The sequence below is a fragment of the Microlunatus sp. GCM10028923 genome (genome assembly GCF_042666975.1).
Lineage (GTDB): Bacteria > Actinomycetota > Actinomycetes > Propionibacteriales > Propionibacteriaceae > Microlunatus.
The window spans coordinates 1-23,304 of sequence record NZ_JBHTFF010000015.1 but is presented as its reverse complement, the minus strand read 5'-3'; the positions used below and the strand labels follow the sequence as shown (position 1 = coordinate 23,304).

Below are 23,304 nucleotides of genomic sequence, written 5' to 3'. Positions count from 1 at the left end.
TTGGATTACTTTGACAACAGGGAACTTGGCGGCATACTGCTGACTCTGTACTAGGACAGATGGAGGAAGTGTGGCCGAGGCTCCGTATCGCGCGATCGCGGCCGACCTGCGGCGTCGGATCGCGGTCGGCGAGCTCCGGCCCGGCGATCGGGTCCCGTCCACCCGGCAGTTGGCGCGGGAGAGCGGGGTGGCGATGGCGACCGCGGCCAAGGCCCTGACCGCGCTGCGGTCGGAGGGCATCGTCGTGACCCGGCCGCGCAGCGGGACCGTGGTCGCGCCGGCGGACGGGTCGAGCGAGCCGGGCGCGGGATCGACGGATCCGGGGGCGGGGACGAGCGAGCCGACCCGGGACCGGCTGCTGCAGGTGGCGGTCGCGCTCGCGGACGTGGAAGGGCTGGGGGCGGTCTCGATCCGCGCCGTGGCCGGCCGGCTCGGCGTGGCACCGATGGCGCTGTACCGGCACATCCGGGACAAGAACGACCTGCTGGCCTCGATGAGCGAAGCCGTCTTCGCCGAGGCGCCGCTGCCGGACGAGCTGCCGGCGGGCTGGCGGGACCGCATCGAACTCGCTGCGCGCGGATTGTGGCGAGTGCACCAGCGGCATCCCTGGCTGGCTCAGGTGACTCCGCTCAGCCGGCCGTTGACCTCGCCCGGGCTGCTGGCGTACTCGGAACTGATGCTCGGTGCGCTGCTCGACCACGGCCTCGACCCGCTCGCCGCGTTCGACCTGAACGTGCTGCTCTACAACTTCGTCACCGGCATCGCGGTCAACCTCGAGGCGGAGGCGCGGGCCGCCGAGGGCAGCGGGGTCTCCGACGAGGAGTGGATCGACACGATCACGCCGGACCTCGGCCGGCTCACCGGGAGCGGCCGGTTCCCCGCGTTCGCCCGCGTGATGGCGTCCCTGCAGGAACGCGACGGCGGGTACGACCTCGACCTGGACCGCCTGTTCGAGCTCGGCCTGCGGCTGCTGCTGGACGGGATCAGGGGAGGTAGCTGACCCGGCCTTCCGTTCCGTCCCCGAGGAAGGCGGCCAGCCGTTCGGCCTCGGCGGTCAGCGCGGTCCGCTCCCGTTGGGGCAGCGGCCGGAACGGTTCGATCTCGACCGTGACGCCGGACTCCGCGTCGCCGGTACTGGTCCAGACGCCGGCGACCCGGCCGTCCAGCAGGACGAACCGGGCGCCGGCCACGCTGTGGTGCTTGTGCTCGTCGTCGATCATCCGGGACCGGTCGGCGTAGCCGAGGACGACGTTGTCGAAGGCGGGCAGGAATCGTGGCGGGGCGGGCCGGTCGGCCGGTGTCAGCTCGGCGTCGGCCAGGTCGAGCAACTCCCGGCCGGCGTCGTCGCGATAGCTGCGCAGCCGTGGTCGAAGCCGCTTGATCACCGCCGGCAGCCCGGCCAGGCCCGACCAGGCGCGGACGTCGGAGCTGGTCGCCGGGCCGTACGCCGCGAGGTAGCGCAGGACCAGCTCGTCCAGGACCTCCTCCGCCGGCGCCGGTTCGACGTCGCCGAGCCAGCCGGCCAGGGTCAGGTTGCGGGCCGCCGCCCGCCGGCCCCAGATCCCGCGCGGCGGCACCTGGACCAGCGGCACCACGACCGAGACCAGGTCGCTGAGCGCGGGGATGGGCACGTCCGGCCACTCGGCGGCGACGGCGCGGGCCACCTCCGAGGTCGTCCGCGGCTCGTCGAACCGGGGCTCGGCGACCTCGGCCAGCCGGTCCGGATCGAGGCCAGAGATCTCCCGGGCCCGGACCGAGGCGGTGCGCTGCACGATCATCGCGTGGTGCACCGGCCGGAACCGCAGCGCGTCGGCCGCCGTGTGCAGGTGCAGGGTGCGCCGCATCATCAGGGTCCGGACCGCCTCGCGTCGTTCGAGCAGGCCGACCAGTTCGGCCGGCGCGAAGGTGGCCAGCCGGGACCACAGGCCCACGTACGGCTCGAGGGGTTCCTGGGCCTGCAGACCGACCAGCCGCTCGATCATGGTCGCGGCGGACTCGTCGGCCCGGTCGAGCAGGGCCTGGCGGGCCAGTGTGGTGCGGTTCAGCGTGGCGCGGGAGACGGTCGTGGTGGCGGGCACATCAGGCATCCTGCCCGGATCCGCCGACAGATCGCTGGGATGATGTCGAAATGTCGTGGCCGGCCCCGTTCCAGGGGTGACGGTGCCGCCGGGCATCGCGCAACCACAGAGGAGAACGTCATGACCAAGTACCTGCTGATCGTGAACTTCGAGGGCGGCGCCGTGCAGGAGCCGATGGAGGAGTGGAAGCTCGAGGAGATCACCGCCCACCTCGACTACTACCGCCGGCTGAACGAGCAGCTGACCGCCAGCGGCGAGCTGGTCGGCGGGGCCCTGCTCTCCGGACCCGACGTGGCGAAGGTGGTCACCTCCGACGGTGCGACGCCGGTCGTCACCGACGGACCGTTCACCGAGTTCAAGGAGTGGGTGGCCGGCTATCAGATCATCGACGTCGAGACCGAACAGCGGGCGATCGAGATCGCGGCCCAGGTCTCGGCCGTGCCGGGGCCCGGCGGCCGGCCGACCCAGCAGCCGATCCAGCTCCGCCGGGTCATGGAACAGGGGCCGGGTTCGGCCGACGCGATGATGGACTATCTGTCCACGGCGGACGGCCAGCCCTGACCGTGGCCGAGCCCCAGCCCGCGATCGAGGACCTGCTGCGCACCCTGGCGCCGCAGGTCCTCGGCGCGGTCACCCGACGGTACGGAGACTTCGACGGCGCCGAGGACGCGCTGCAGGAGGCGATGATCACCGCGCTGGAACGGTGGCCCCGAGACGGCGTACCGGAGCATCCGCGCGGCTGGTTGATCACCGCGACGAGCCATCGGCTGATCGACCGGTGGCGTAGCGAGCTGGCCCGCCGGGAGCGGGAGGAGCAAGATCATCGGCGCGCCGTCGACGAGGCCGAGGTAGCCGACACCGACGACACGCTGACCCTGCTGTTCCTCTGCTGCCACCCGTCGCTCACCCCGGCGTCGGCGATCGCGCTGACCCTGCGGGCGGTCGGCGGCCTGACCACCGACGAGATCGCCCGGGCCTTCCTGGTCCCGTCGGCGACGATGGGACAACGGATCTCCCGGGCCAAGGGCAAGATCAAGAACGCCGGCGGCCGGTTCGCGCCGCCGACGCCGGAGGAACGGCCGGCCCGGCTGGTCGCGGTGCTCCGGGTGCTCTATCTGATCTTCACCGAGGGCCACACGGCAACCGCCGGCGACCGGCTGCACCGGGTCGACCTGAGCGACGAGGCGATCCGGCTGACCCGGCTGCTGCGGGGCTTGCTGCCGGAGGACGGCGAGGTGGCCGGACTGCTCGCCCTGCTGCTGCTGGTCGACGCACGGCGCGCCGCCCGGACCGGCACGGACGGCCTGCCGGTCCCGCTGGCCGACCAGGACCGGGGCCAGTGGGACCGGACGTTGATCACCGAGGGGCGGTTGCTGCTCGACGAGGTGTTCGGCCGGTGCCCGGTCGGCGAGTACCAACTGCAGGCCGCCATCGCCTCGCTCCATGATCACGCGCCGACCGCGGAGGCGACCGACTGGCCGCACATCGTCGCCCTGTACGGAGTCCTGGAGCGGATCACCGGCAGCCCGGTGGTGACCCTGAACCGGGCGGTTGCGGTGGGGCAGGCGGACGGGCCGCGGGCCGGGCTGGCCGTGGCCGCCGAGGTGGCCGAAGCGCTGGCCGGGCACCAACGCCTGTACGCCGTCCGGGCGCATCTGCTGGAGCAGGCCGGTGATCGTGAGGCCGCCCGGGCCGACTACCTGGAGGCCGCCCGGCTGGCTACCGGAGCACCGGAGCGGCGCTTCCTGGTGCTGCGGGCGGCCCGGCTCAACGCGGAGGCATCGGAGGCGTAGCCGCCGCCGGCGCGCCCGGAGCAGCCGGCGCGTTCGGGGCAGTCGGGGCTGTTGGGCCGGTCGCGAGGCGGAGCCGGTCCAGGCAGAGCGCCTGGATGGCGATCGCCGCGAGCCCGAGCACGATGATCAACGGCAGCGGCGTGCTGAGCGCCTGCGGGAGATCCTCGGCGCCCCTGAACTGGCGTTGGCCGCGGGCCGCGGCCAACGCGACCGGACCGGTCCACGTTTCCCGCCCGCTGCCGGTGATGTAGCCGATGATCAGGTCCTGGGCCTGGATGACCCAGAGCAGCACGAACGTGGTCAGCGTCGCGCCGAGCGCGGGAGCGAGAGCGGCCCCGGCGGGTGCGCCGCTGTCCCGGAGCCTGCGCACGCCGGCGAACAGCAGGGTGAACCCGACCACGGCCGGGATGTTGATCATGGCCTGGGGGAGCAGCGCCGGGAAGGTGTTGAGCAGGTCGAGTGTCTGCAGGAACTCGAAATGCTGCAGTGCCAGCACTCCCGGTCCGACCAGCAGCCAGGGCGCGAAGATCAGCAGGGCCCACTCGCTGGCCCGGCCCAGCGGTCGCAGCGCGCCGAGCCCGAAGCCGGCCGCCAGCGCGACGACGAGCTGGATCAGCGCCCCGATCAGCGACGGCAGCCAGGTGTTGATCACCGCCTCGGGCGGGAACCCCGGTGCCACCGGACGCGCGCTGCCGACCAGCCACGGCGCGACCAGCACGATCGTGATCACCAGGAACACCGCGGCGACGCCCAACCCGGCCCAGCCCAGTGCGGAGCCACGGTCGGGCAGGCCAGGCGGATCGATCTCGACCCGGAGCCGGGTGACCAGAATGATCAGCACCGCGAACAGGCCGAACAGACCGGTGAGCAGGCCGGCCACGACCGACGCCACGGCGCCGCTGCCGAAGTCCATCCGCTCGAAACCCTGCGTGAAGACCAGGCCGAGCGGGGTCTGGGTGACGCCCCTGGGTCCACCGCGGGTGAGGACGTGCGGCACCGCGAACAGCTGGATCGCCAGCCCGAGCCCGACGGCCAGGGTCAACGCGGCCGTGGCCAGCCAGGTGGCCGGGCCCGACGGCGACCGCCAGGCTGCGATCGAGACCAGCGCGCCCGCCGATCCGGCCGTGGCGAGCACCGTGACCGTGACGATCCCGGTCACCGCCAGCCCGATGGTGCCGATGTCTCTGAGCAGTTCGGTCTCGAACGTCAGCGCGACTCCGACCGGCGCGTAGCAGACCAGGAGCAGCCCGAGCATGCCGCGGGTGATCATCCGCACCGGCCGGGTGCCGCGCGCGACCAGCGGACCGACCGCCAGCCCAAGGACGAGGGCGATCAGGATCGCCGGCCCCGCGAAGATCAGCACGTGGGGCAGGGATTCGGCGAGCTCGGGCAGCAGCCGCTCGTAGAGCCTGAACCCGACCAGCTCGCCGCTGCCCGGGCGCATCGGGCTGGTCTGCTGCACGCTCATGATCATGGTTCGGATGGTCGGCAGCACCAGCTGGACCAGCCACAAGATCAACGCCGGGATGATCAGGAGCGCCCCGATCAGGCGCTGCACCGGCGTGATCGTGCTGCGAACGGCCGGCATCGTCGGATTCATGACGCCTGACCCTAGCCGAGCCGGGTCCCGCCGGGGTGTCGCTCGCGCGGCCAGCCGCGCGAGCGAACCCCGGAGGTCAGAGCTCGAGGCCGGGGTACAGCGGGTGCTTGTCCAGCAGCTCGGCGGACGCCGCCTTGGTACGGTCGGCGACCCCGTCGGCCAGCACGTACTTCGCCTTGCCCGGGGCGCCGGACTTCGTCGCGGCCGGCTGGGTGTTGGTCAGCACGTCGACCACCAGTTCCGCCACCCGGTCGAACTCCGCGGTGCCGAATCCGCGGCTGGTCAGGGCCGGGGTGCCGAACCGGACGCCCGAGGTGTACCAGGCGCCGTTCGGGTCGCTCGGCACCGAGTTCCGGTTCGTCACGATGCCCGCGTCGAGCAGCGCCGACTCGGCCTGCCGGCCGGTCAGGCCCATGCCGGAGACGTCGAGCAGCACCAGGTGGTTGTCGGTGCCGCCGGTGACCAGCTTCGCGCCGCGGCTGAGGAACCCGTCGGCCAGCGCCTTGGCGTTGTCGGCCACGTTCTGGGCGTAGCTCTGGAACTCGGCGGTCCGGGCCTCGGCCAGCGCCACCGCCTTGGCCGCCATCATGTGCGACAGCGGGCCGCCGAGCACCATCGGGCAGCCGCGGTCGACCGAGTCCGCGTACTCCTTGGTGGCTAGCACCAGACCCCCGCGCGGACCGCGCAGAGACTTGTGGGTGGTCGTCGTGGTGATGTGCGCGTGCGGCACCGGGTCCTCGTCGCCGGTGAACACCTTGCCGGCGACCAGGCCGGCGAAGTGGGCCATGTCGACCATCAGGGTCGCGCCGACCTCGTCCGCGATCTCCCGCATGGTCGCGAAGTTGATCCGCCGCGGGTAGGCCGAGTAGCCGGCGATCAGCACCAGCGGCTTGAACTCCCGCGCCGCAGCCCGGACCGCGTCGTAGTCGAGCAGCTGGGTCTCCGGATCCGTCCCGTACGACCGCTGGTGGAACATCTTGCCCGAGATGTTGGGCCGGAACCCGTGGGTCAGATGGCCGCCGGCGTCGAGCGACATGCCTAGCGCCCGCTGCTCGCCGAAGGCCCGGCGCAGCTTCTCCCAGTCGTCCTCGGACAGGTCGTAGACCGACTTGGCCCCGTGCTCGGCCAGCGCCGGCGTCTCCACCCGGTGAGCCAGGATCGACCAGAAGGCGACCAGGTTCGCGTCGATGCCGGAGTGCGGCTGCGCGTAGGCGTACTCGGCGCCGAACAGTTCCCGCGCGTGCTCGGCGGCCAGCGCCTCGACCGTGTCGACGTTCTGGCAGCCCGCGTAGAAGCGGTGCCCGATCGTGCCCTCGGCGTACTTGTCGGAGAACCAGGTGCCCATCGTCAGCAGCACCGCCGGCGAGGCGTAGTTCTCGGACGCGATCAGCTTGAGCGAGGCCCGCTGGTCGGTGAGCTCGGCTCGGGTCGCCTCGGCGATCCGCGGTTCCACCTGTTCGATCACCGACAGGGCGGCGCGGTAGGCCGTCGACGCCTGCTCGGCGTACTCGCTCGAGTTCGTGGTGGGCGCGAACACATCGGTCATGCGGCAGGTCTCCTCGGCTGGATCGGCAGTGCCTGCTCAGGGTATCGCTGCCCACCACGGTGCCTCACCGGCCCGACTGGGCCGGGACGGCCTCCCCCTGCCGGACGGATCGCGCCGCCCGGTGAAGCTCCCGCTCGGCGACCGCGCCGGGAGGCGCCGACACCCGGACCGCGACGCCGGGCTCGACCAGCCAGAACAGCTCGTCGTCGTCACCGAAGCCGGAGCCGTCCGGGTGCCGGTACGGCAGCGTCGCCCAGCCCGCCGGGTCCCGCTCCAGCCAGTTGATCAAGAACTCCCGGACCGCGGCCGGGTCGGTGAACGTCGGGCTGCGCATGATCGCCACCTGGAGGTCGACCCGGTAGCCGCCGTCATCGGACGGCCCGGACTCCCAGACGCGGGTACGGGAGCGGACCTCCTCCCATTCCGACGCGAAGTCGGTGACCAGGTCGCCCGCGCCGGGCGGCACCCAGCCGATCCGGAACCCGTCCAGCCAGCCGGGCGGCAGCGAACGCGGCGGGCTCGCGGCGGCAGCGGACCCCGCGCCGGTGAACAGCAGGACGAGGGCGGTGAGGGCGCCGGCAACGGCGGCCAGGGGATGACGCATCTCGGGGAACCTTTCATGATCAACACCGCGGCCGGACGACCGCAGCGGGTCCATCGTGGGCGACGATCAGCGGTTTGTCGGCGGCAGAAAAAAGTCTGTGGACAACGAAATTCGTCGGCCCCGAACTGTGGACAACCCGGCCGTCGGTCGTCGGCGAACCCACTGAGAGACTTCTGCAGCATGGGACCCGACACCCGCCGCGACCTGGTGGCGACGTTCGTCTGTTTCGGCCTGCTCGGGTTCGTCTCGGGGACCTGGTTCTCCCGGATCCCGGCCGTTCGTGATCATCTTCAGGCCGACCTGCAGACGGTCGGCCTGGTGCTGGTCTGCCTCGGCATCGGATCCTTCGCGAGCATGCCGTTCGGCGGCCGGCTGTCCCGTCGGTTCGCCAGCCGCCGGGTCTGCCTGGTCGCCGGCCTGGCGGTGGCCGCCACCTACGCCGCGTTGCCGCTGGTCACGTCGCCGATCGGGTTCGGCGCCGTGCTGCTGCTGGCCGGCGCCGCGACCGGGCTGTTCGAGGTGATGCTCAACGTGCACGGGGCCGACGTCGAGCGTGCCGTCGGCCGGTCCGTGATGCCGGCCCTGCACGGGCTGTGGAGCGGCGGCCTGCTGCTCGGCTCGGCGCTCGGCGCCGCGGTGACCGGCCTCGGGCTCCCGTTCGGCCCGCACCTCTGGCTGGTGCTGCCGATCTTCGCCGTCGCCAACACCGTCGGCACTCTGTTCTGGCGTGATCACCGCGCCCCGGTACGAGACGGACGGCGGGCCCGGCCGGACGCCAAGGCGCTCTCGCTGCCGGTGATCATGCTCGCCGTGATGCTGCTCTGCTCCAACATCGGCGAGGGGTCGGCGTCGGACTGGCTGGCCCTCTACGTGCACGACGAACGCGGCTTCAGCGAGGGCGCGGCGGCGGCCGCGTTCACCTGTTACAGCCTGATGATCACCGTCGGCCGGCTGACCGGCGGCTTCGTACTGGACCGGCTCGGCCGGGTGACCACGCTGCGGCTGTGCGGCGTGATCACCGCCGCCGGCGTCGCCACGGTGCTGTTCCTGCCGTCGCCGGCCGGGCCCTTCCTCGGCGCCGGGCTGTGGGGGCTGGGCCTGTCCGTGGTGTTCCCGGCCGCGATCACCGCCGCCGGCGAGCACGGTCGGGACAACTCCGCCGGCGCGATCTCCGCCGTCGCGACGCTCGGCTTCGGCGCGTTCCTGACCGGGCCGCCGTTGATCGGGCTGCTCGCGCAGCGGTTGTCGATCGGGATGGCGCTGGGCCTGGTCGGGCTGCTGGCGCTCGGCGTGACGGCGTTGGCCGGACTGACGGCGGGCTCTCGTACCAGAAGGGAGTGACAGTTCTTCCGGGTTTACGGCCGATGATCAGGTCTGCAGGCCCGCGACGAACGCGCGCAGGTCCGCGAGCAGCAGATCCGGTTCCTCCAGCGCCGCGAAGTGGCCGCCGCGGTCCACGACGTCGGTCCAGCGGACGATGGTGTGCTCCGCCTCGGCGTACCGGCGGATGCCGACGTCGTGCGCGAAGACGATCACCGCGGTGGGCACTCCGGACGGCTGCGGCGGCTCGCCCCAGGCCGAACCGTCCAGCGCGTAACCGACGTAGGCGGCCGAGCCCGCCGTCCGGGTCAGCCAGTAGAGCATCACGTTGGTCAGCAGCCGGTCCCGGTCGATGATCGCGTCCGGCAGCGTGGTCCGCGGATGGGTCCACTGCCGGAACTTGTCGATGATCCAGGCGAGCTGGCCGACCGGCGAGTCGGACAGCGCGGCACCGATCAACTGCGGCCGGGTGCTCTGGATCGCGATGTAGCCGAACTCGTCGCGGAGGAAGGCGGCCACCCGCTCCAGCCGGTCCAGCTCGACCGCCGACAGGTCGGCCCGGTCCTCCTCGCTCACGTTCCAGGGCATCCCGGCGTTGCCGTTCAGGTGTACGCCGATCACCCGGTCGGGCGCCTGCCGGGCCACCTCGGGCGACACCGCAGCGCCGATGTCGCCGCCCTGGGTGACGTACCGCCGGTAGCCGAGCCGGTCCATCAACGTGACCCAGGCCTTCGCGATCCGGGCGGTGTCCCAGCCGGGCCCGGCCAGCGGCGACGAGAAGCCGAACCCGGGCAGCGACGGAACAACGACGTGGAAGGCGGGTGCGCCCGGGGCGCCGTGGCCGTCCGGATCGGTCAGCGGATCGATCACGTCGAGGAACTCGGCGATCGAGCCGGGCCAGCCGTGGGTGAGCAGCAGCGGCACCGCGTCCTCCCGGGCGGACCGTACGTGCAGGAAGTGGATCTGCTGGCCGTCGATCACGGTCCGGAACTGCGGCCGGGCGTTGAGCTTCGCCTCCTCGGCACGCCAGTCGTAGCCGTCCCGCCAGTGATCGACCAGTTCACGCAGGTACGTCAGCGGCACGCCGGTGTCCCAGTCGTCGCCGGGCAGCGGCTCGGGCAGCCGGGCCTGGTCCAGCCGGCGCTGCAGGTCGTCCAGCTCGGCCTGCGGGACCTCGATCGTGAAGGGGTGGATCGCCTGATCGCTCTCGTTGCTCATGACTCCAGGCTGCCGAATGACCCGGACAGGTTCGGTCCGGAATTGCTGCAAGACTTCGGAACATGTGGGAAACCTCGGGACGGCTGCTCCGGCTGCTCGCGCTGCTCCAGTCCCGGCGCAGCTGGCTCGCCGCCGAACTGGCCGACCGGCTCGACGTGACCGACCGGACGGTGCGGCGCGATGTCGACCGGCTGCGCCGGCTCGGCTATCCGGTCATCGCGCTGCCGGGCGTCGGCGGCGGTTACCAGCTCGGTGCCGGCGCGGAACTGCCGCCGCTGCTGCTCGCGGACGACGAGGCGATCGCGGTCAGCGTCGGGCTGCAGCAGGCGACCGTGGCCGGACTGGCCGGACTCGACGAGGCCGCGATCCGGGCCCTGATCAAGCTGAAGCAGGTGCTGCCGTCGCGGCTGCGGCGCCGGGTGGACACGGTCTCGAAGGGGATCGGGGCGCTGCCCGGCGGCGGTCGGACGGCGGATCCCGACCTGCTGCTGGACCTGGCCCGCGCCGTCGAGGAGCACGACCAGTTGCGGCTCACGTACCGGACCCACAGCGGCTCCGAGATCCGGCGCACGGTGGAGCCGTACCGGGTGCTGCACGCCGGCCGCCACTGGTACCTCTATGCCTGGGACCTGGACCGGTCCGACTGGCGCACCTACCGGCTGGACCGGCTCCGGCTCCGTACCCCGAACGGGCCGAGGTTCGTCCCCCGGCCGGTGCCGGACGACCTGGAGCACGACCTCGTCCGCGGCATCACCACCAGCGCCTACCGCTACCAGTGCCGGCTGCTGGTCGAGGCGTCGGCGGACCGGGTCCGGGAGGTGTTCGGCCCGTCCGTCGTCGCCGTCACCCCGCTCCCGGACGGCCGCTGCGAGGTGGCGACCGGCTCGGCCTCGCTGACCGAGGTCGCGGTCTACGTCGGCCTGTTGGAGGCCGAGTTCACGGTCCTCGAGCCGGCCGAACTGACCGACGTGGTGGCCGCCGTCGCCGGCCGGCTCGGCCGCGCGGCCGCTCGTTCGGTCCGGCCTCAGTGATCGACGTCGCCGCCTGGACCGCCGCGACGGCATGCGGACAGTCGGGCTGCCTCGGGTCGTCGACGGCGAGCCGGTTGGTCGACTCGACGCCGCAGGTCAGACACCGGTGCACGACGGCGAGCCGCTTGCCGCGCGGCTGGACGAGCCGGACCGGCCGCATCGGGCCGCCGCAGTCGGCGGCGCGATCGCCCGGGCGGACGTCGACGTGCACCGACCACAGGCACTGCGGGCAGTGGTTGCGATAGCTGCCGCCGGCGAGCGGGCGGACTCCGGCGCCGCAATGGGCGCAGGTAAAGGACTGGTTTTCGCTTGCGCGAGACACTCTGCCGCTCCGCGGTCGAAGGAAAACGACTGCGAAGGCGGAGGGTTCCGTGGGTTCTTCCCCGGAATCGGGGTGCCGGGCTGGACGAGAGAGGGACGCGATTCACCGCCCGCTGCTGGGGCGATTACTTCCGGTTCCTGCTTCACCGCGTGAAACGGATCCGAACCTCTGTCAGGTTTGAGAACTGTCCTGACCACTGTCCATCAGCGCGTGCCAATGGCCACCGGTAGGTGTCATCTCGTCGCACCGGCCTCGGCGCCGTCCCCTCTCAGCAGGTGCAGCGACGGGTCTCCATCGCGACTCCTCCTCGGGCTTTCGGTCTGTGTGGCCGGACCAAGATCATTCAGTACGAGAGCATGCCGACACTCTGCCAACCACTCGGCCGGGCGCGCAACGCGATTACGAGCGGGACAACTCGTACAACGCGATCCCGGCGGCGACTCCGGCGTTCAGCGACTCGACGTCGGCGGCGATCGGGATCGAGGCGATCACGTCGCAGGCCTCCCGCACCAGCCGGGACAGCCCGGCGCCCTCGCCGCCGATGATCAACACCGTCGGACCGCCTGCATGATCACCGGTCAACTCGGCGATCGACGCCTCGCCGCCCGCATCGAGGCCGACCAGGGTGACGCCCGCCTCCGAGTACGCGCGCAGCGCCCGGTTCAGGTTCGTCGCCCGAGCCACCGGGAGCCTGGCCGCCGCGCCCGCGGAGGCCTTCCAGGCGGCGGCCGACATGCCGGCCGCGCGGCGTTCCGGGATCAGCACGCCCTGGGCGCCGAACGCGGCCGCCGAACGCACGATCGCGCCCAGGTTGCGCGGGTCGGACACCCCGTCCAGGGCCACGGCGAGCCCGCGATCACCGGCGTCCAGCACCTGGTCCAGCAGGTCGTCCGGATGGGCGTAGACGTACTCGGGCAGTTGCAGCGCCACGCCCTGGTGCACGGCATCGGCGGTCAACCGGTCCATTTCCGACCTGGACACCTGGAGCAGCGGCAGGTGCTGTTCGGCGGCGAGCCGGAGGATCTCCCGGAGCCGGTCGTCCCGGTCCGCGCCGTCGGCGATGTAGCCGGTCTTCACGGGAACGCCGGCCTGCAGCGCCTCCAGGACCGGGTTGCGGCCGACCACCCAGTCGGCGCCGCCGGACCGCTTCCGGTCCGGCCCGCGGTCGGGCCGGCCGGACTGAACCCGGTTCCGGGCCTGTTTCGCCTTGTGCGCCGGGTGGTAGGGACGGTCCTCGGCCTTCGGCGTGGGGCCCTTGCCCTCGAGGCCGCGGCGGACCCGGCCGCCGGAACCTGCGGTACGCCCCTTGCCCTTGCGGCGCACGGCTCCCTTGCGTTGGCTGTTGCCCGGCATCAGTCCTCCGTCGACGTGGTCGGTGTGGCGGCCCGCAGGGTCCACCGGGTCCCGTCCGGGGTGTCGGTCAACTCGACCCCGAGACCGGTCAGCGACGAGCGGATCGCGTCCGCCGCCGCATAGTCCTTGCGCCCGCGGGCGTCCGCGCGCTGCTTGATCAACTCGGCCACCAGGCCGTCGATCACCTGGCGATAGCGGTCCTGATCACCCGGGTCGGTGCCCCAGATCGGGTCGTCCGCGGCCAGCCCGAGTACGGCGAGCATGCCGCGCACCTGGCCGGACAGCCGAGCCACCTGATCAAGATCACCGGCGGTGATGGCCGAATTGCCGTCCCGGACGGTGTTGAAGATCACCGCGACCGCTCCGGCCGTACCAAGATCATCATCCATCGCGGCGGCGAACTCGTCCGGAAGTTGATCTTCGGCCGGACCGACCAGCTCGGCGGCCCGCTCGACGAAGTGATCGATCCGGGACAGTGCGGCGGCGGCCTCGCCGACCGACGCGTCCGCGTACTCGATCGCGGACCGGTAGTGCGGCTGGACCAGGTAGAACCGCACCGCACGCGGCGAATGGCGCTTGATCACCTCCGACACCAGCGCACCGTTGCCGAGGGACTTGCTCATCTTCTCGCCGGCGGCGGTGACCCAGGCGTTGTGCATCCAGACCCGGGCGAACTTCTGCCCGGCCGCGGTCGACTGGGCCAGCTCGTTCTCGTGGTGCGGGAAACGCAGGTCCAGCCCACCACCGTGGATGTCGAACTCGTCGCCGAGATACTTGCCGGCCATCGCCGAGCACTCGATGTGCCAGCCGGGCCGGCCGCGTCCCCACGGCGTCGGCCAGGACGCGGTGGCCGGCTCCTCGGGCTTGTAGCCCTTCCAGAGCGCGAAGTCGCGCGGGTCCCGCTTGCCCGGGAAGTCATGATCGGGATCGGGCTCCATGTCCTCGATCCGCTGTCCGGACAGGGATCCGTAGTCCGGCCAGGACCGGACGTCGAAGTAGACGTCGCCGGAGCCGTCCGCCGCCGGGTAGGCGTGCCCGCGGTCGATCAGGGAGGTGATCAACTCGATCATCTCCGGGATGTGCCCGGTCGCCCGCGGCTCGTACGTCGGCGGCAGGCAGCCCAGCGCCGCGTACGCGTCGTGCAGTTCCCGCTCGAACCGGTAGGCGTGCGCGAACCAGGGGCGGCCGGCCTCGGCCGACTTGATCAAGATCTTGTCCTCGATGTCGGTGACGTTCGCGATCACCGTCACCTCGAACCCGCGGTACGTCAGCCAGCGCCGCAGGACGTCGAAGTTGACCTCCTTGCGGATGTGGCCGAGGTGCGGCGCACTCTGTACGGTCAGCCCACAGTGGTAGATCGAGACCTTCCCGGGTTCCACCGGGTCGAAGGCCCGGATCTGCCGGGTAGCTGAGTCGTAGAAGCGAAGCACCCGCCAAGCTTAGTGGCCTAGTGGCGGCGCAGTGACATCAGTTTCAGCATCACGGCGAGCCCCTCCCGGAGCTTGGCCCGGTCCGCCTCGGACAGTTCGGCGAGATAGGGCTCGACGTTGGTGCCGAGCTGGTGCCGCATCGCCTGCATCTGGCGGCGGCCCTCCTCGGTCGTCGTGATGACCCAGACCCGGGCGTCGGCGGCGTCGGCGTCGCGGCGGACCAGTCCGTCGGCCTCGAGGCGCTTCACGTGGTTGGTGATGGTCGGCTGGGACGAACGTTCCAGGGCGGCCAGGTTGCTGATCCGGGTCGGCCCGTTGTCGATCAGCCGGGCCAGGATCCGGGCCGAGGCGAGGCTGAGTGAGTAGCCGTCCTTGGGCGTCCACCGCATGATCCGGGCCGAGGTCGTGACCAGGTCCTCGCCCAGCTGATGCAGGTCGTCGTCCATGCCCGAAGCGTAATTGGCCGAGTGCCGGCCCACTACCGTCGGACGGCAGCCACCACGAGCCGGGCCAGTTCCGTGTACGCGGCGGCGTCGGACAACCGGGTCGACGCCTGGATCTCGCCGCTGGTGATCCGCTGCATGGTGGCCGCGATCACCTCGGCGATGAACGCGGTCGGCACGTTCCGGAACGCACCGGCCCGGCGGCCGTCGTCGATCAGCTCGCGGACCCGCTGCGCCGCGGCCTCGGTGTTGCGCTGGTAGATCTCCCGGGCCGGCCGGAACGCGGCGACGTCGTCGTGGAACTCCCGCGACGCCGGAGCCAGTGCCGCGGCGACCGCCTGCAGGTAGGCGACGACCCGGCGGGCCGGCTGGCGGACCCGGCGGATCGCCGTCTCGACCTGTTCCGTCGCCGCGCGGAAGAACTCCCGTACCGCAAGCGTTGCCAGCTGTTCCTTGCTCCGGGCCAGGGTGTAGAGGGTGCGCTTGGAACAGCGCAGCCGGGCCGCGAACTGGTCCATCGTGAAGGTCGAGAACCCCTCGGCGAGGACCAGCCGGACCAGTTGATCGCGAAGCTGCCCCTGCCGCCGGGTCAGTTGGCGGGCATGCGAGCCGGAGAGCAACGGGATCACCTGATCAGGGTACTCGGGTAATTGAGCGGTACTGGCGTACTCTTTCCAGTACCGTTTGACGAGAGGGCGCTGGTCCGCCCGCTGAGCGTGCGGGGGATCGACAGGGGTTTACGTCCCCTCGGCTCGAACCCAAAGGAGCGATGATCATGGCGGTGGAGCGGCTGCTGCCAACACCGGAGGCTGCGGAGCTGGTCGGCCTGGTGTCGGAGATCGCCCGCGAGCAGTTGGCGCCCCGGGCCTCGGCGGCGGAGGAGGCGGGGGAGTTCCCGCGGGATGCGTTCCGGATGCTCGGCGAGACCGGGCTGCTCGGGATGCCGTACCCGGAACGCTTCGGCGGCCTGGATCAGCCGTACGAGGTCTATCTGCAGGCGCTGGAGGAGGTCGCGGCCAGCTGGATGTCGGTCGGGGTCGGGGTCTCGGTGCACGTGATGACGTGTTCCGTCCTGCTGCGGCACGGCACGCCGGAACAGATCGAGCGGTGGCTGCCGGAGCTGATCAAGGGCGACCTGCTCGGCGCGTACGCACTGTCGGAACCCTCGGCCGGGTCCGACATCTCGGCGATGACCACCCGGGCCAAGCGGGACAACGGCGGTTACCAGCTGGACGGCACGAAGGCCTGGATCAGCCACGCCGGGGTGGCCGACTACTACGTGACCTTCGCGCGGACCGGCGAGGACCCGAAGCGCGGGATGAGCTGCCTCCTGGTGCCGGCCGACGCCGAGGGGCTGAGCAGCGGGACGCCGGAACGCAAGATGGGGCTGACCGCCTCGCCGACCGCCCAGGTCTACTTCGACGCGGTCCGGGTGGACGCCGACCGGCGCATCGGCGACGAGGGTGACGGCATGCGGATCGCCTTGGCCGCCTTGGACTCCGGCCGGCTCGGCATCGCCGCCTGCGCGACCGGGCTGGCCCGGGCGGCGCTCGACTGCGCGGTCGACTACGCCAAGGAGCGGGTCCAGTTCGGCCGGCCGATCGCCGAGTTCGAGGGCCTGCAGTTCCTGCTGGCCGAGATGGCCGCGGCGGTCGACACGGCCCGTGCCACCTATCTCTACGCGGCCCGCAAGCGCGACGCCGGCCTCGATTTCACCCGGGACGCGGCCGTGGCCAAGCTGACCGCGACCGACGCGGCGATGCGGGTCACCACCGACGCGGTGCAGGTGCTCGGCGGTTACGGCTACACCCGGGACTTCCCGGCCGAGCGGTACATGCGGGAGGCGAAGGCCCCGCAGATCTTCGAGGGGACGAACCAGATCCAGCGCCTGGTGATCGCCCGCCGCCTGCTCGGCTAACGCTGCTCGGCTAGCGCTGGTCGGCCTGGTGCGGCACCGCGTCGGCGGTCTCCTGATACCAGGCGAGCAGCCGCAGGGACAGGGTTCGCGCGACGTCGGCGTAGCCGGGGTCGTTGATCATGTTGCGGGTCTCGGCCGGGTCGGCGCGAAGATCGTAGAGTTCGTCGGTCTCGTAGAGCCGGTGCACGTACTTGTGATCGGCGGTACGGCACATGGCGGCCTTGCCGTGCTCGGGTCCGTCCCCGGCCTGGAGCGACAGCCGCGGCCAGTAGAGCCCGGTCGGGTCGTCGGACGCTCGGCTCTCCCGTTCCATGGCCTGCCGCTCGCCGCGCAGCCGGCCGCCCTCGCAGAAGACGGCGTCGCGATGATCGTCGACACCGCCGGTGACCACCGGGAGCAGCGAGCGGCCGAAGTGGGTGTGCCCCGGCGTGATCCCGGTCAGCGCCTCGATCGTGGCCGGCACGTCGATCAACTCGGCCAGGGCGTCCCGGACCCCGGCCTCGGTGGGTACGGAAGCGGGCGGCTTGATGATCAACGGCACCCGGGTGAGGCAGTCCGCGAACGTGTTCTGGGTCTTCTCGACCAGGCCGTAGTCCCCGGTGAAGTCGCCATGATCGGAGAAGAAGAACAACGCCGTGTCGTCGTACAGCCCGGCGTCCCGGAGTGCCTGCAGCACCAGCCCGAGCTGGTGATCGACCCGCGCGCACATCCCGTAGTAGGTGGCCCGCAACTCCCGCCAGCGGTCCTCGGCCCACCCGGTCAACCCCTGCCTGGCCCGGATCCCGGCCAGCATCGCGGGCTCCCCGGCCGACGCTGGATCGGGCCCGGTCGGCCGGTCCGGCAGCAGCTCCGGATCGATCATGGAGAACCACGGTTCCTCGACCCCGTACGGCGGGTGCGGATAGGTCAGCGGCAGGTAGAGGCAGAGCGCCTCGGCCTCGTCGTGATCTTGGTCGGCCCAGCGGTGGATCTGCTCGATCGCCGCGTTCACGTGGGCCCAGTCGCTGTCCGGGTAGTGGCCACCGTCCTCGGCCGGCAGCCGCCCGACCTGGAAGGAGTAGTACGTGTCGGCGCCCGGCTCGCCGCGCCACTCGGCCTGCCGGTCCATCGCAAACATCGGCCGCAGCCCGTCCGGGTCGGGCCGGTGCTTGACGTGACAGTACGCGTCGAAGCCCGACTGTGCCGGCACAAGATCATTCTTGCCGCCCCACCAAACGAAGTAGCCGTTCTCCTTCAGCGTCCGCAGCAGCACCGGCTCGTCCGGTCGCATCATGTGGTGCATCGTGCGGTGGCCGCGGACGTGCGGATACCAGCCGCTCATGAACGAGCAGCGGCTCGGCGTACAGACCGGGTTCTGGCAGAACGCGTTCCGGAAGCTGACCGCGTCGGTCGCCACCAGTTGATCAAGGTTCGGGGTGACGGCGGCCGGGTTGCCGACATGGCCGAGCACGTCGCCGCGCCACTGATCGGGATTGAAGATCACGAGATGCGGTTTCGGCATGGCGGGTCTCCTCGGTGGGCTCAGGCGGTGCCGCGGATGATCAGTCGCCAGGGCACGGCGATGGTCCGGGTCGGCGTCTCCGGGTTCTCGATCCGGTCCAGCAGCCGGTTCAGCATCGGCCGGTAGGCATCCGTTTCGGTGCCGATGGTGGTCAGTGCCGGCGTGATCTCGGTGCCTTCGAGGATGTTGCCGATCCCGATGATCTTGAGCTCGTCGGGCACCGCGATGCCGAGCTGCATGGCGGCCCAGACGGCGGAGATCGCGGCCCGGTCCGAGTGCGCCATGATCGCGTCCGGCCGGCGTTTCGGCGGCTGGTCGAGCAGTTCGACGGCCTCCTGCCGGGAGTCGAGGAACCTGCTCAGGCCCTCCGGCCGGCCGACGATGGTGATCGCCGAGTCTGGGTAGCCGTGCTCGCGGAAGGTCTCGACGAAGGCCTTGGTGCGGTGGTGCATCTCGCCGAGCAGGACGCCGAGATAGGCGGGTCGCCGGATCCCGCTCCGGATCAGGTGCTCGGCCGCGACCCGGACCGCCGCGGCCTCGTGCTGGACCATCACGTCGAACCGGCGCGGCCGGTACGACTCGCCGGTGATCAAGGTCGGCACCCGGCTGCCGATCCGCTGTGCCCTCGCCGTCGTGAACTCCTTCGAGCCCAGGATCACCGCGGCATCGGCGATTCCGTCGGTGAGCAGGCTCTCCACCCGGTCGATCGCCTTCTCGGTGTGGCCGTAGGGCAGGATGATCATGCCGAGCCCGCGGTCGGCCGCCGTCTCCTCGACCTCGGTGATCAGATCGGTGGCCCAGGGGTTGAACGGCGAGAACGCGACCATGGCGACCAGGTCGGTCCGGTTCCGGGCCAGCACCCGGCCGGCCCGCCGCGGCCGGTAGTCCAGCTGCCGCATCGCCTCCTGCACCCGGGCCGCGATCTCGGGAGTCGCCGCGTTCTTCCGGCCCGGCCGTCGGCCGTTGGCGACGTAGGACACGGTCGCGACCGAGACACCGGCCAGCCTGGCCACGTCGGCCTGGGTACTCGGACGCCCGTTGCGCTGCTGCGCCATGCCCACTCCTCCCACCACTGTCTGCCGGATCGTAACCGAGCCGGAGTGCCGGACCGGTTGACATCGACTCGTCGATCGGGTTTGGTGATGCGCATAACCAATCTTATCCGGGGTCCCCGCGACGTTGTTCGGGGGAGCGAAGCGGAGGAGAAGAACGTCGTGGGGTGGATACGGCAAAGGAGCCGGGTCATGGCAAGCCCGAAGAGCCGGTTCGGCCCGATGAGACAGTGCAGCCTGTTCCCATTAATGCCTACTAGGATCATGGGAAATTTTGGCGAGGCGCTTCACCATCAGCTTCCATGCAGAGGAGTCAGACGATGACAACCCGATTGAGCCGCCGGACGCTGATCGGCGGACTGTCCGCGGTCGGCGCGGCCACCCTGGTGGGCTGCCAGGTTGACACCGGTCAGGGCCCGGCCCCGGAGGCGCCGGGCGGAGCCGAGATCACGATCCCGGACTTCGACACCCAGCTGCCCACCGAGGACGTCACGTTCCGCTGGTGCGACAGCGGTGATCTCAAGTCCGTGTACGAGAAGGCCGTGCTGGCCGCGTTCACCAAGAAGCACGCCAACATCAAGACCGACTACCAGGGCAGCGGCTGGGAGACCGTGAACCAGGTCGTCCCGCTCGGCATCCGCAACGGCAGTGCCCCGGACGTCTTCGCCGTACCCAACAACGTCCCGGCCGCCACCGCGGTCAACGAGGGGTGGGTGCAGCCGCTGGAGGAGGTGATCCCCGATTTCGAGACCTGGCGGGGCTACTTCCCCGAAACGGCCTTCGTGCCGGGGGTGCACATCTTCAACGACAAGATCTATTCGTTCCCCCTCAGTTCCGATCGTCGGCTCACGTTCATGTCGTTCTACGACAGCGCCAATCTGGCTGAAGCCGGTTACGACGACCCGGTCAACCAGCTCAAGTCCTGGGATGACCTGCACGCTTCGCTGAAGAAGGTGGTCGACGCCGGCAAGGTCGGAATGATCATCGGTTCGGACAGCCTGTCCGGGGTGGTCGAGATGCTGGCGCAGAGTGCCGGCTGGCGTGCCGTCGCGGGCATGGACATGGCCAAGGGGACGTACGTCTACGACGCGCCGCAGGTGATGCAGGCCTTTGAGTTCCTGCAGAAGCTGGTCACCGACAAGCTCGTGGTGCCCGGCTTCCTCAGCCTCAAGATCGCCGACGGCCGGGCCCAGATGCCGGCCGGCAAGGCGGGGATGATCTTCAACGGACCCTGGGACATCCCGTCCTGGAAGCGGTCCGCGCCGGACTGGAAGTACGCGATGGGCCCGGTGCCGAGCCCGGACGGCAACACCGACTGGGTGGTGCCGTTCGCGCAGACCGGTGGCAACAACCCGTGGGTGTACGCCAAGACCAAGCATCCGACCGTCGCCGGGCAGCTCCTCAACTACATGGGCAGCCCGGACGGGCAGAAGATGCTCGTCGTGCTCAGCGAGGGCAACCTGGTCTCACTGGAGCAGAAGTACAACGACGAGGCCGACCAGCCCGGCCTGCTGGACGCGAACGCCAAGTCGGCCTCGGACCTGGCCGCCAAGATCATGAAGGCGGCGCCGCAGGCGGCGATCCGGAACCCCGAAGTGGCCAAGGTGGCGCTGTTGCGCAAGGAGGTCCAGCCGCGCTGGCAGGACCTGATGGCCGGCATCTTCACCGGGCAGATCAAGGGATCGCCGGAGCAGCAGTTCGCCGAGTTCGGCGAGAAGCAGCAGGAGTCGCTGGAGACCGCGATCGAGGCGGCGCGCAAGGAGGGCGCCGACGTCTCGATCGAGGACTGGAAGTTCCCGAACTGGGATCCGGCGAAGGACTACACCAAGGCCGACTACGACGAGCTCGGGTGATCCGGTGACGATCGCTCCCTCTGTACCCGAGTTGCAGGAACGGGTCCAGCGCCGGGTCGGTGGCTGGTACGAGCGGGTCAACGCCCGCTGGTGCTACCTGTTCCTGCTGCCGGCTTTGATCTTGACCGCGATGTTCACCTTCTACCCGATGATCATGTCGTGGGTGTTCTCGACGATGCGCTGGTCCGGGTTCACCGATGAGATGACGTTCATCGGGCTGGACAACTACGCGGAGCTGGTGCAGGACCCCATGTTCTGGTCGGCGTTCGGTCGGTCGGCGATCTTCATGCTGGTCGGTACCCCGATCCGGGTGGTCCTGGCGCTGCTGGTGGCGATTCTGCTGAACCAGAAGGTGATGCGACTGTCCCCGTTGTTCCGGACCATGTTCTTCCTGCCGGTCACGGCCGCGGCCGCGGTGATCGGCGTGGTGATGACCTTCGTGCTCAGTCCGAACAACGGTCCGCTGAACACCATCCTGGTCGGCTCCGGCCTGGTCCAGCAGCCGGTCGAGTTCCTGTCGGACCCGGGAATGTCGCTGTGGACGGTGCTGCTGGTACACGTCTGGAAGAACTTCGGCATCACGATGATCTACTGGCTGGCCGCTCTGCAGACGATTCCGCAGGACTACATCGAGGCAGCCAGGATCGACGGCGCCGGGATGTGGGGCATCCTGCGGCACATCCGGCTGCCGATCCTGCTGCCGTTCGCGGTGATCATCATCATCCTCACGGCGAAGGACAATCTGCACGCGTTCGGCATCGTCTGGACGATGACCGGCGGCGGGCCGTACTTCTCGACCCAATTGATCGAGATCTACATCTACCAGACCGCCTTCCAGCCGGAACTCGGCTCGGTGCCGAGGCTGGGCTACGCGTCGGCGGCCGGCTGCTTCTTCGGCGTCGCGACGCTGATCTTCACCGTGATCCAGCTCTGGGCCGCGCGCAAGGTCGCCGAGGCGCGGGCCACGTTCGGCACCGAGGGGCGTGATCGATCATGACCGCGCCCACGGCGACCGAGCGCCCGGCGGAGACCAAGCCGCGCAAGATCAAGCAGAAGCAGTTCTCCCGGCGGGAGAAGATCTGGGCGGCCGTGATGTCGGTGGTGCTGCTGCTGATCGGCCTGGCCTGGATCTACCCGTTCATCTGGAACCTGTCGTCCTCGTTCAAGAACACCACCGAGATCTTCGGATCGCTCAACCCGTTCAACCCGGTGCTCCGGGTCGGCAACTGGACCCGGGCCTGGACCGAGGCCGACATGGGCCGGTTCTTCTTCAACTCGGTCTTCGTCACGGCCGGCTCGATCGTCATCTCGGTCGCCGTCGCCGCCCTGATGGGGTACGCCCTCGGTCGCTACCGCTTCGTCGGCAAGAAATGGGTGATCGCGATCTTCGCGCTGGCGATCTTCCTGCCGGAGGGGTACACGATCATTCCGGTCTACGACCTGATCGACGCACTCGGCCTGTCCGGGTCGTTGTGGGGCGTGACCCTGGCCGAGGCGGGCGGCGTCGGCGTGGTCCAGGTACTGCTGTTCGCCGGCTACTTCTCCCAGTTGCCCCGCGAACTCGAGGAGGCGGCGCGGGTGGACGGTGCCGGCTTCCTGCGCATCTTCGCCCAGGTCTATCTGCCGCTGGCCAAGCCGGTCACCGCGACCGCCGTGATCCTGCAGTTCATGCAGTCCTGGAACTCGTTCCTGCTGCCCCTGGTGCTCACCCTGACCCGGCCCGAACTGCAGACGCTCGCGGTCGGCGTCTACGCTCTCCGCAACGACTACTTCGCCGACTGGGGCGTGATGACGGCGGCGTCGACGATCGCGATGCTGCCGATCGTGATCATGTTCCTGGTCCTGCAACGGTTCTTCGTCGAGAGTATCGCCGGAGCGATCAAGGGATAACCAGAGGAGAGTTGATTCGTGCCCGTACCAAGATCAATTCCGTATGCCCCGAGCAGCCGGGCGTCCGGCAACCGCAGCCGCAAGCTGGACCGGCCGAACGTGATGCTGATCTGCGTCGACCAGATGCGCGGCGATGCGCTGTCCGCGGCCGGCCACCCGGTGGTGAAGACGCCGCACCTGGACGAGATCGCCGGCCAGGGCACCCGGTTCGCCCGGAATTACTCCGCGACCCCGACCTGTGTGCCGGCCCGGGTCGCGCTGTTCACGGGGCAGTCGCCGGAGCGGCACGGGCGCTACGGCTACCGCGACGGGGTGCCGTTCACCGAGGCGCATCCGGTGACCATGCAGGGGG

The 23,304-nt window shown here is 70.5% G+C and carries 22 protein-coding genes; 10 read left to right on the top strand and 12 right to left on the bottom strand.

Translation table 11 applies throughout. The features are described 5' to 3' along the window. Window positions 1-70 precede the first annotated feature (70 nt). Window positions 71-1,000 carry a TetR/AcrR family transcriptional regulator C-terminal domain-containing protein gene (locus tag ACFQU4_RS29295; RefSeq protein WP_377498936.1) on the top strand — a complete coding sequence of 310 codons (930 nt, stop codon included), beginning with the start codon at window positions 71-73 and terminating at the stop codon, window positions 998-1,000. Here the strand turns inward: ACFQU4_RS29295 and ACFQU4_RS29290 are convergent. Further along, on the bottom strand, window positions 984-2,078 hold the full coding sequence (locus ACFQU4_RS29290) for a winged helix DNA-binding domain-containing protein (protein ID WP_377498934.1): 1,095 nt from the start codon (window positions 2,076-2,078) through the stop codon (window positions 984-986). The genes ACFQU4_RS29295 and ACFQU4_RS29290 overlap by 17 nt on opposite strands. A gap of 120 nt (window positions 2,079-2,198) precedes the next feature. On the opposite strand from ACFQU4_RS29290, the gene ACFQU4_RS29285 reads away from it, so the two are divergent. Both ACFQU4_RS29285 and ACFQU4_RS29280 read left to right on the top strand, forming a co-directional pair. After that, complete coding sequence (locus ACFQU4_RS29285) at window positions 2,199-2,639, top strand: YciI family protein (protein ID WP_377498932.1); 441 nt, start codon at window positions 2,199-2,201, stop codon at window positions 2,637-2,639. Window positions 2,640-2,641: 2 nt separating this feature from the next. Next, entirely contained in the window at window positions 2,642-3,871 is a 1,230-nt protein-coding gene (locus ACFQU4_RS29280; protein ID WP_377498930.1) for an RNA polymerase sigma factor, read from the top strand. Here ACFQU4_RS29280 and ACFQU4_RS29275 read toward each other — a convergent pair. The 3 genes from ACFQU4_RS29275 to ACFQU4_RS29265 form a co-directional block, all read right to left on the bottom strand. Continuing rightward, complete coding sequence (locus ACFQU4_RS29275) at window positions 3,846-5,471, bottom strand: hypothetical protein (RefSeq protein WP_377498928.1); 1,626 nt, start codon at window positions 5,469-5,471, stop codon at window positions 3,846-3,848. The two genes, ACFQU4_RS29280 and ACFQU4_RS29275, sit on opposite strands and share 26 nt — an antisense overlap. Before the next feature lie 76 nt (window positions 5,472-5,547). Then, entirely contained in the window at window positions 5,548-7,017 is a 1,470-nt protein-coding gene (locus ACFQU4_RS29270; RefSeq protein WP_377498926.1) for a glycine hydroxymethyltransferase, read from the bottom strand. 64 nt (window positions 7,018-7,081) lie between these two features. After that, window positions 7,082-7,621 (bottom strand): hypothetical protein, encoded by a 540-nt coding sequence (locus ACFQU4_RS29265; RefSeq protein ID WP_377498924.1) that lies wholly within the window; start codon window positions 7,619-7,621, stop codon window positions 7,082-7,084. A gap of 180 nt (window positions 7,622-7,801) precedes the next feature. On the opposite strand from ACFQU4_RS29265, the gene ACFQU4_RS29260 reads away from it, so the two are divergent. Further along, window positions 7,802-8,962, top strand: a complete 1,161-nt coding sequence (locus ACFQU4_RS29260; protein ID WP_377498922.1) for an MFS transporter — start codon at window positions 7,802-7,804, stop codon at window positions 8,960-8,962. A 27-nt stretch (window positions 8,963-8,989) separates the two neighbouring features. On the opposite strand, the gene ACFQU4_RS29255 is transcribed toward ACFQU4_RS29260, so the two are convergent. Further along, window positions 8,990-10,159, bottom strand: coding sequence for an epoxide hydrolase family protein (locus ACFQU4_RS29255; protein ID WP_377498920.1), 1,170 nt, complete (start codon window positions 10,157-10,159; stop codon window positions 8,990-8,992). Window positions 10,160-10,221: 62 nt separating this feature from the next. Here ACFQU4_RS29255 and ACFQU4_RS29250 point away from each other — a divergent pair, with 62 nt between their 5' ends. Beyond that, window positions 10,222-11,190 (top strand): helix-turn-helix transcriptional regulator, encoded by a 969-nt coding sequence (locus ACFQU4_RS29250; RefSeq protein WP_377498918.1) that lies wholly within the window; start codon window positions 10,222-10,224, stop codon window positions 11,188-11,190. Here ACFQU4_RS29250 and ACFQU4_RS29245 read toward each other — a convergent pair. The 5 genes from ACFQU4_RS29245 to ACFQU4_RS29225 form a co-directional block, all read right to left on the bottom strand. Further along, on the bottom strand, window positions 11,096-11,512 hold the full coding sequence (locus ACFQU4_RS29245) for an RNHCP domain-containing protein (RefSeq protein ID WP_377498916.1): 417 nt from the start codon (window positions 11,510-11,512) through the stop codon (window positions 11,096-11,098). The genes ACFQU4_RS29250 and ACFQU4_RS29245 overlap by 95 nt on opposite strands. 399 nt (window positions 11,513-11,911) lie before the next feature. After that, window positions 11,912-12,865, bottom strand: a complete 954-nt coding sequence (gene rlmB, locus ACFQU4_RS29240) for a 23S rRNA (guanosine(2251)-2'-O)-methyltransferase RlmB (RefSeq protein ID WP_377498914.1) — start codon at window positions 12,863-12,865, stop codon at window positions 11,912-11,914. Further along, on the bottom strand, window positions 12,865-14,295 hold the full coding sequence (gene cysS / locus ACFQU4_RS29235) for a cysteine--tRNA ligase (RefSeq protein WP_377498912.1): 1,431 nt from the start codon (window positions 14,293-14,295) through the stop codon (window positions 12,865-12,867). The genes rlmB and cysS overlap by 1 nt, the downstream gene beginning before the upstream one ends. Before the next feature lie 17 nt (window positions 14,296-14,312). After that, window positions 14,313-14,741 carry a MarR family winged helix-turn-helix transcriptional regulator gene (locus ACFQU4_RS29230; RefSeq protein WP_377498910.1) on the bottom strand — a complete coding sequence of 143 codons (429 nt, stop codon included), beginning with the start codon at window positions 14,739-14,741 and terminating at the stop codon, window positions 14,313-14,315. A gap of 32 nt (window positions 14,742-14,773) precedes the next feature. Next, window positions 14,774-15,367, bottom strand: coding sequence for a TetR/AcrR family transcriptional regulator (locus ACFQU4_RS29225; protein WP_377498908.1), 594 nt, complete (start codon window positions 15,365-15,367; stop codon window positions 14,774-14,776). Between the two features lie 146 nt (window positions 15,368-15,513). Between ACFQU4_RS29225 and ACFQU4_RS29220 the strand changes: the two genes are divergently transcribed. After that, window positions 15,514-16,656 (top strand): acyl-CoA dehydrogenase family protein, encoded by a 1,143-nt coding sequence (locus ACFQU4_RS29220; protein WP_377499342.1) that lies wholly within the window; start codon window positions 15,514-15,516, stop codon window positions 16,654-16,656. A gap of 10 nt (window positions 16,657-16,666) precedes the next feature. Here the strand turns inward: ACFQU4_RS29220 and ACFQU4_RS29215 are convergent, their stop codons facing one another. Next, the gene (locus tag ACFQU4_RS29215) at window positions 16,667-18,157 is read right to left on the bottom strand and encodes a sulfatase-like hydrolase/transferase (RefSeq protein ID WP_377498906.1); all 1,491 of its coding nucleotides are present in this window, start codon (window positions 18,155-18,157) and stop codon (window positions 16,667-16,669) included. Window positions 18,158-18,177: 20 nt separating this feature from the next. After that, the gene (locus tag ACFQU4_RS29210) at window positions 18,178-19,212 is read right to left on the bottom strand and encodes a LacI family DNA-binding transcriptional regulator (protein WP_377498904.1); all 1,035 of its coding nucleotides are present in this window, start codon (window positions 19,210-19,212) and stop codon (window positions 18,178-18,180) included. Window positions 19,213-19,529: 317 nt separating this feature from the next. Here ACFQU4_RS29210 and ACFQU4_RS29205 point away from each other — a divergent pair, with 317 nt between their 5' ends. From ACFQU4_RS29205 to ACFQU4_RS29190, 4 genes are all read left to right on the top strand, one after another. Next, window positions 19,530-21,062 (top strand): ABC transporter substrate-binding protein, encoded by a 1,533-nt coding sequence (locus ACFQU4_RS29205; protein WP_377498902.1) that lies wholly within the window; start codon window positions 19,530-19,532, stop codon window positions 21,060-21,062. A 4-nt stretch (window positions 21,063-21,066) separates the two neighbouring features. After that, window positions 21,067-22,059 carry a carbohydrate ABC transporter permease gene (locus ACFQU4_RS29200; protein ID WP_377498900.1) on the top strand — a complete coding sequence of 331 codons (993 nt, stop codon included), beginning with the start codon at window positions 21,067-21,069 and terminating at the stop codon, window positions 22,057-22,059. After that, the gene (locus ACFQU4_RS29195) at window positions 22,056-22,952 is read left to right on the top strand and encodes a carbohydrate ABC transporter permease (protein ID WP_377498898.1); all 897 of its coding nucleotides are present in this window, start codon (window positions 22,056-22,058) and stop codon (window positions 22,950-22,952) included. The genes ACFQU4_RS29200 and ACFQU4_RS29195 overlap by 4 nt, the downstream gene beginning before the upstream one ends. Window positions 22,953-22,970: 18 nt before the next feature. Then, window positions 22,971-23,304: sulfatase-like hydrolase/transferase (locus tag ACFQU4_RS29190; RefSeq protein ID WP_377498896.1), on the top strand; the 334-nt coding region annotated here is incomplete at its 3' end.

Bases quoted from the DNA above. Each gene is read 5' to 3' on its own strand.
- ACFQU4_RS29210 (WP_377498904.1), bottom strand. From the start codon at position 19,212: ATGGCGCAGCAGCGCAACGGGCGTCCGAGTACCCAGGCCGACGTGGCC.
- ACFQU4_RS29285 (WP_377498932.1), top strand. From the start codon at position 2,199: ATGACCAAGTACCTGCTGATCGTGAACTTCGAGGGCGGCGCCGTGCAG.
- ACFQU4_RS29195 (WP_377498898.1), top strand. From the start codon at position 22,056: ATGACCGCGCCCACGGCGACCGAGCGCCCGGCGGAGACCAAGCCGCGC.
- ACFQU4_RS29230 (WP_377498910.1), bottom strand. From the start codon at position 14,741: ATGGACGACGACCTGCATCAGCTGGGCGAGGACCTGGTCACGACCTCG.
- ACFQU4_RS29250 (WP_377498918.1), top strand. From the start codon at position 10,222: ATGTGGGAAACCTCGGGACGGCTGCTCCGGCTGCTCGCGCTGCTCCAG.
- ACFQU4_RS29275 (WP_377498928.1), bottom strand. From the start codon at position 5,471: ATGAATCCGACGATGCCGGCCGTTCGCAGCACGATCACGCCGGTGCAG.
- ACFQU4_RS29220 (WP_377499342.1), top strand. From the start codon at position 15,514: ATGGCGGTGGAGCGGCTGCTGCCAACACCGGAGGCTGCGGAGCTGGTC.
- ACFQU4_RS29260 (WP_377498922.1), top strand. From the start codon at position 7,802: ATGGGACCCGACACCCGCCGCGACCTGGTGGCGACGTTCGTCTGTTTC.
- ACFQU4_RS29205 (WP_377498902.1), top strand. From the start codon at position 19,530: ATGACAACCCGATTGAGCCGCCGGACGCTGATCGGCGGACTGTCCGCG.
- ACFQU4_RS29270 (WP_377498926.1), bottom strand. From the start codon at position 7,017: ATGACCGATGTGTTCGCGCCCACCACGAACTCGAGCGAGTACGCCGAG.
- ACFQU4_RS29265 (WP_377498924.1), bottom strand. From the start codon at position 7,621: ATGCGTCATCCCCTGGCCGCCGTTGCCGGCGCCCTCACCGCCCTCGTC.
- rlmB (WP_377498914.1), bottom strand. From the start codon at position 12,865: ATGCCGGGCAACAGCCAACGCAAGGGAGCCGTGCGCCGCAAGGGCAAG.
- ACFQU4_RS29255 (WP_377498920.1), bottom strand. From the start codon at position 10,159: ATGAGCAACGAGAGCGATCAGGCGATCCACCCCTTCACGATCGAGGTC.
- ACFQU4_RS29215 (WP_377498906.1), bottom strand. From the start codon at position 18,157: ATGCCGAAACCGCATCTCGTGATCTTCAATCCCGATCAGTGGCGCGGC.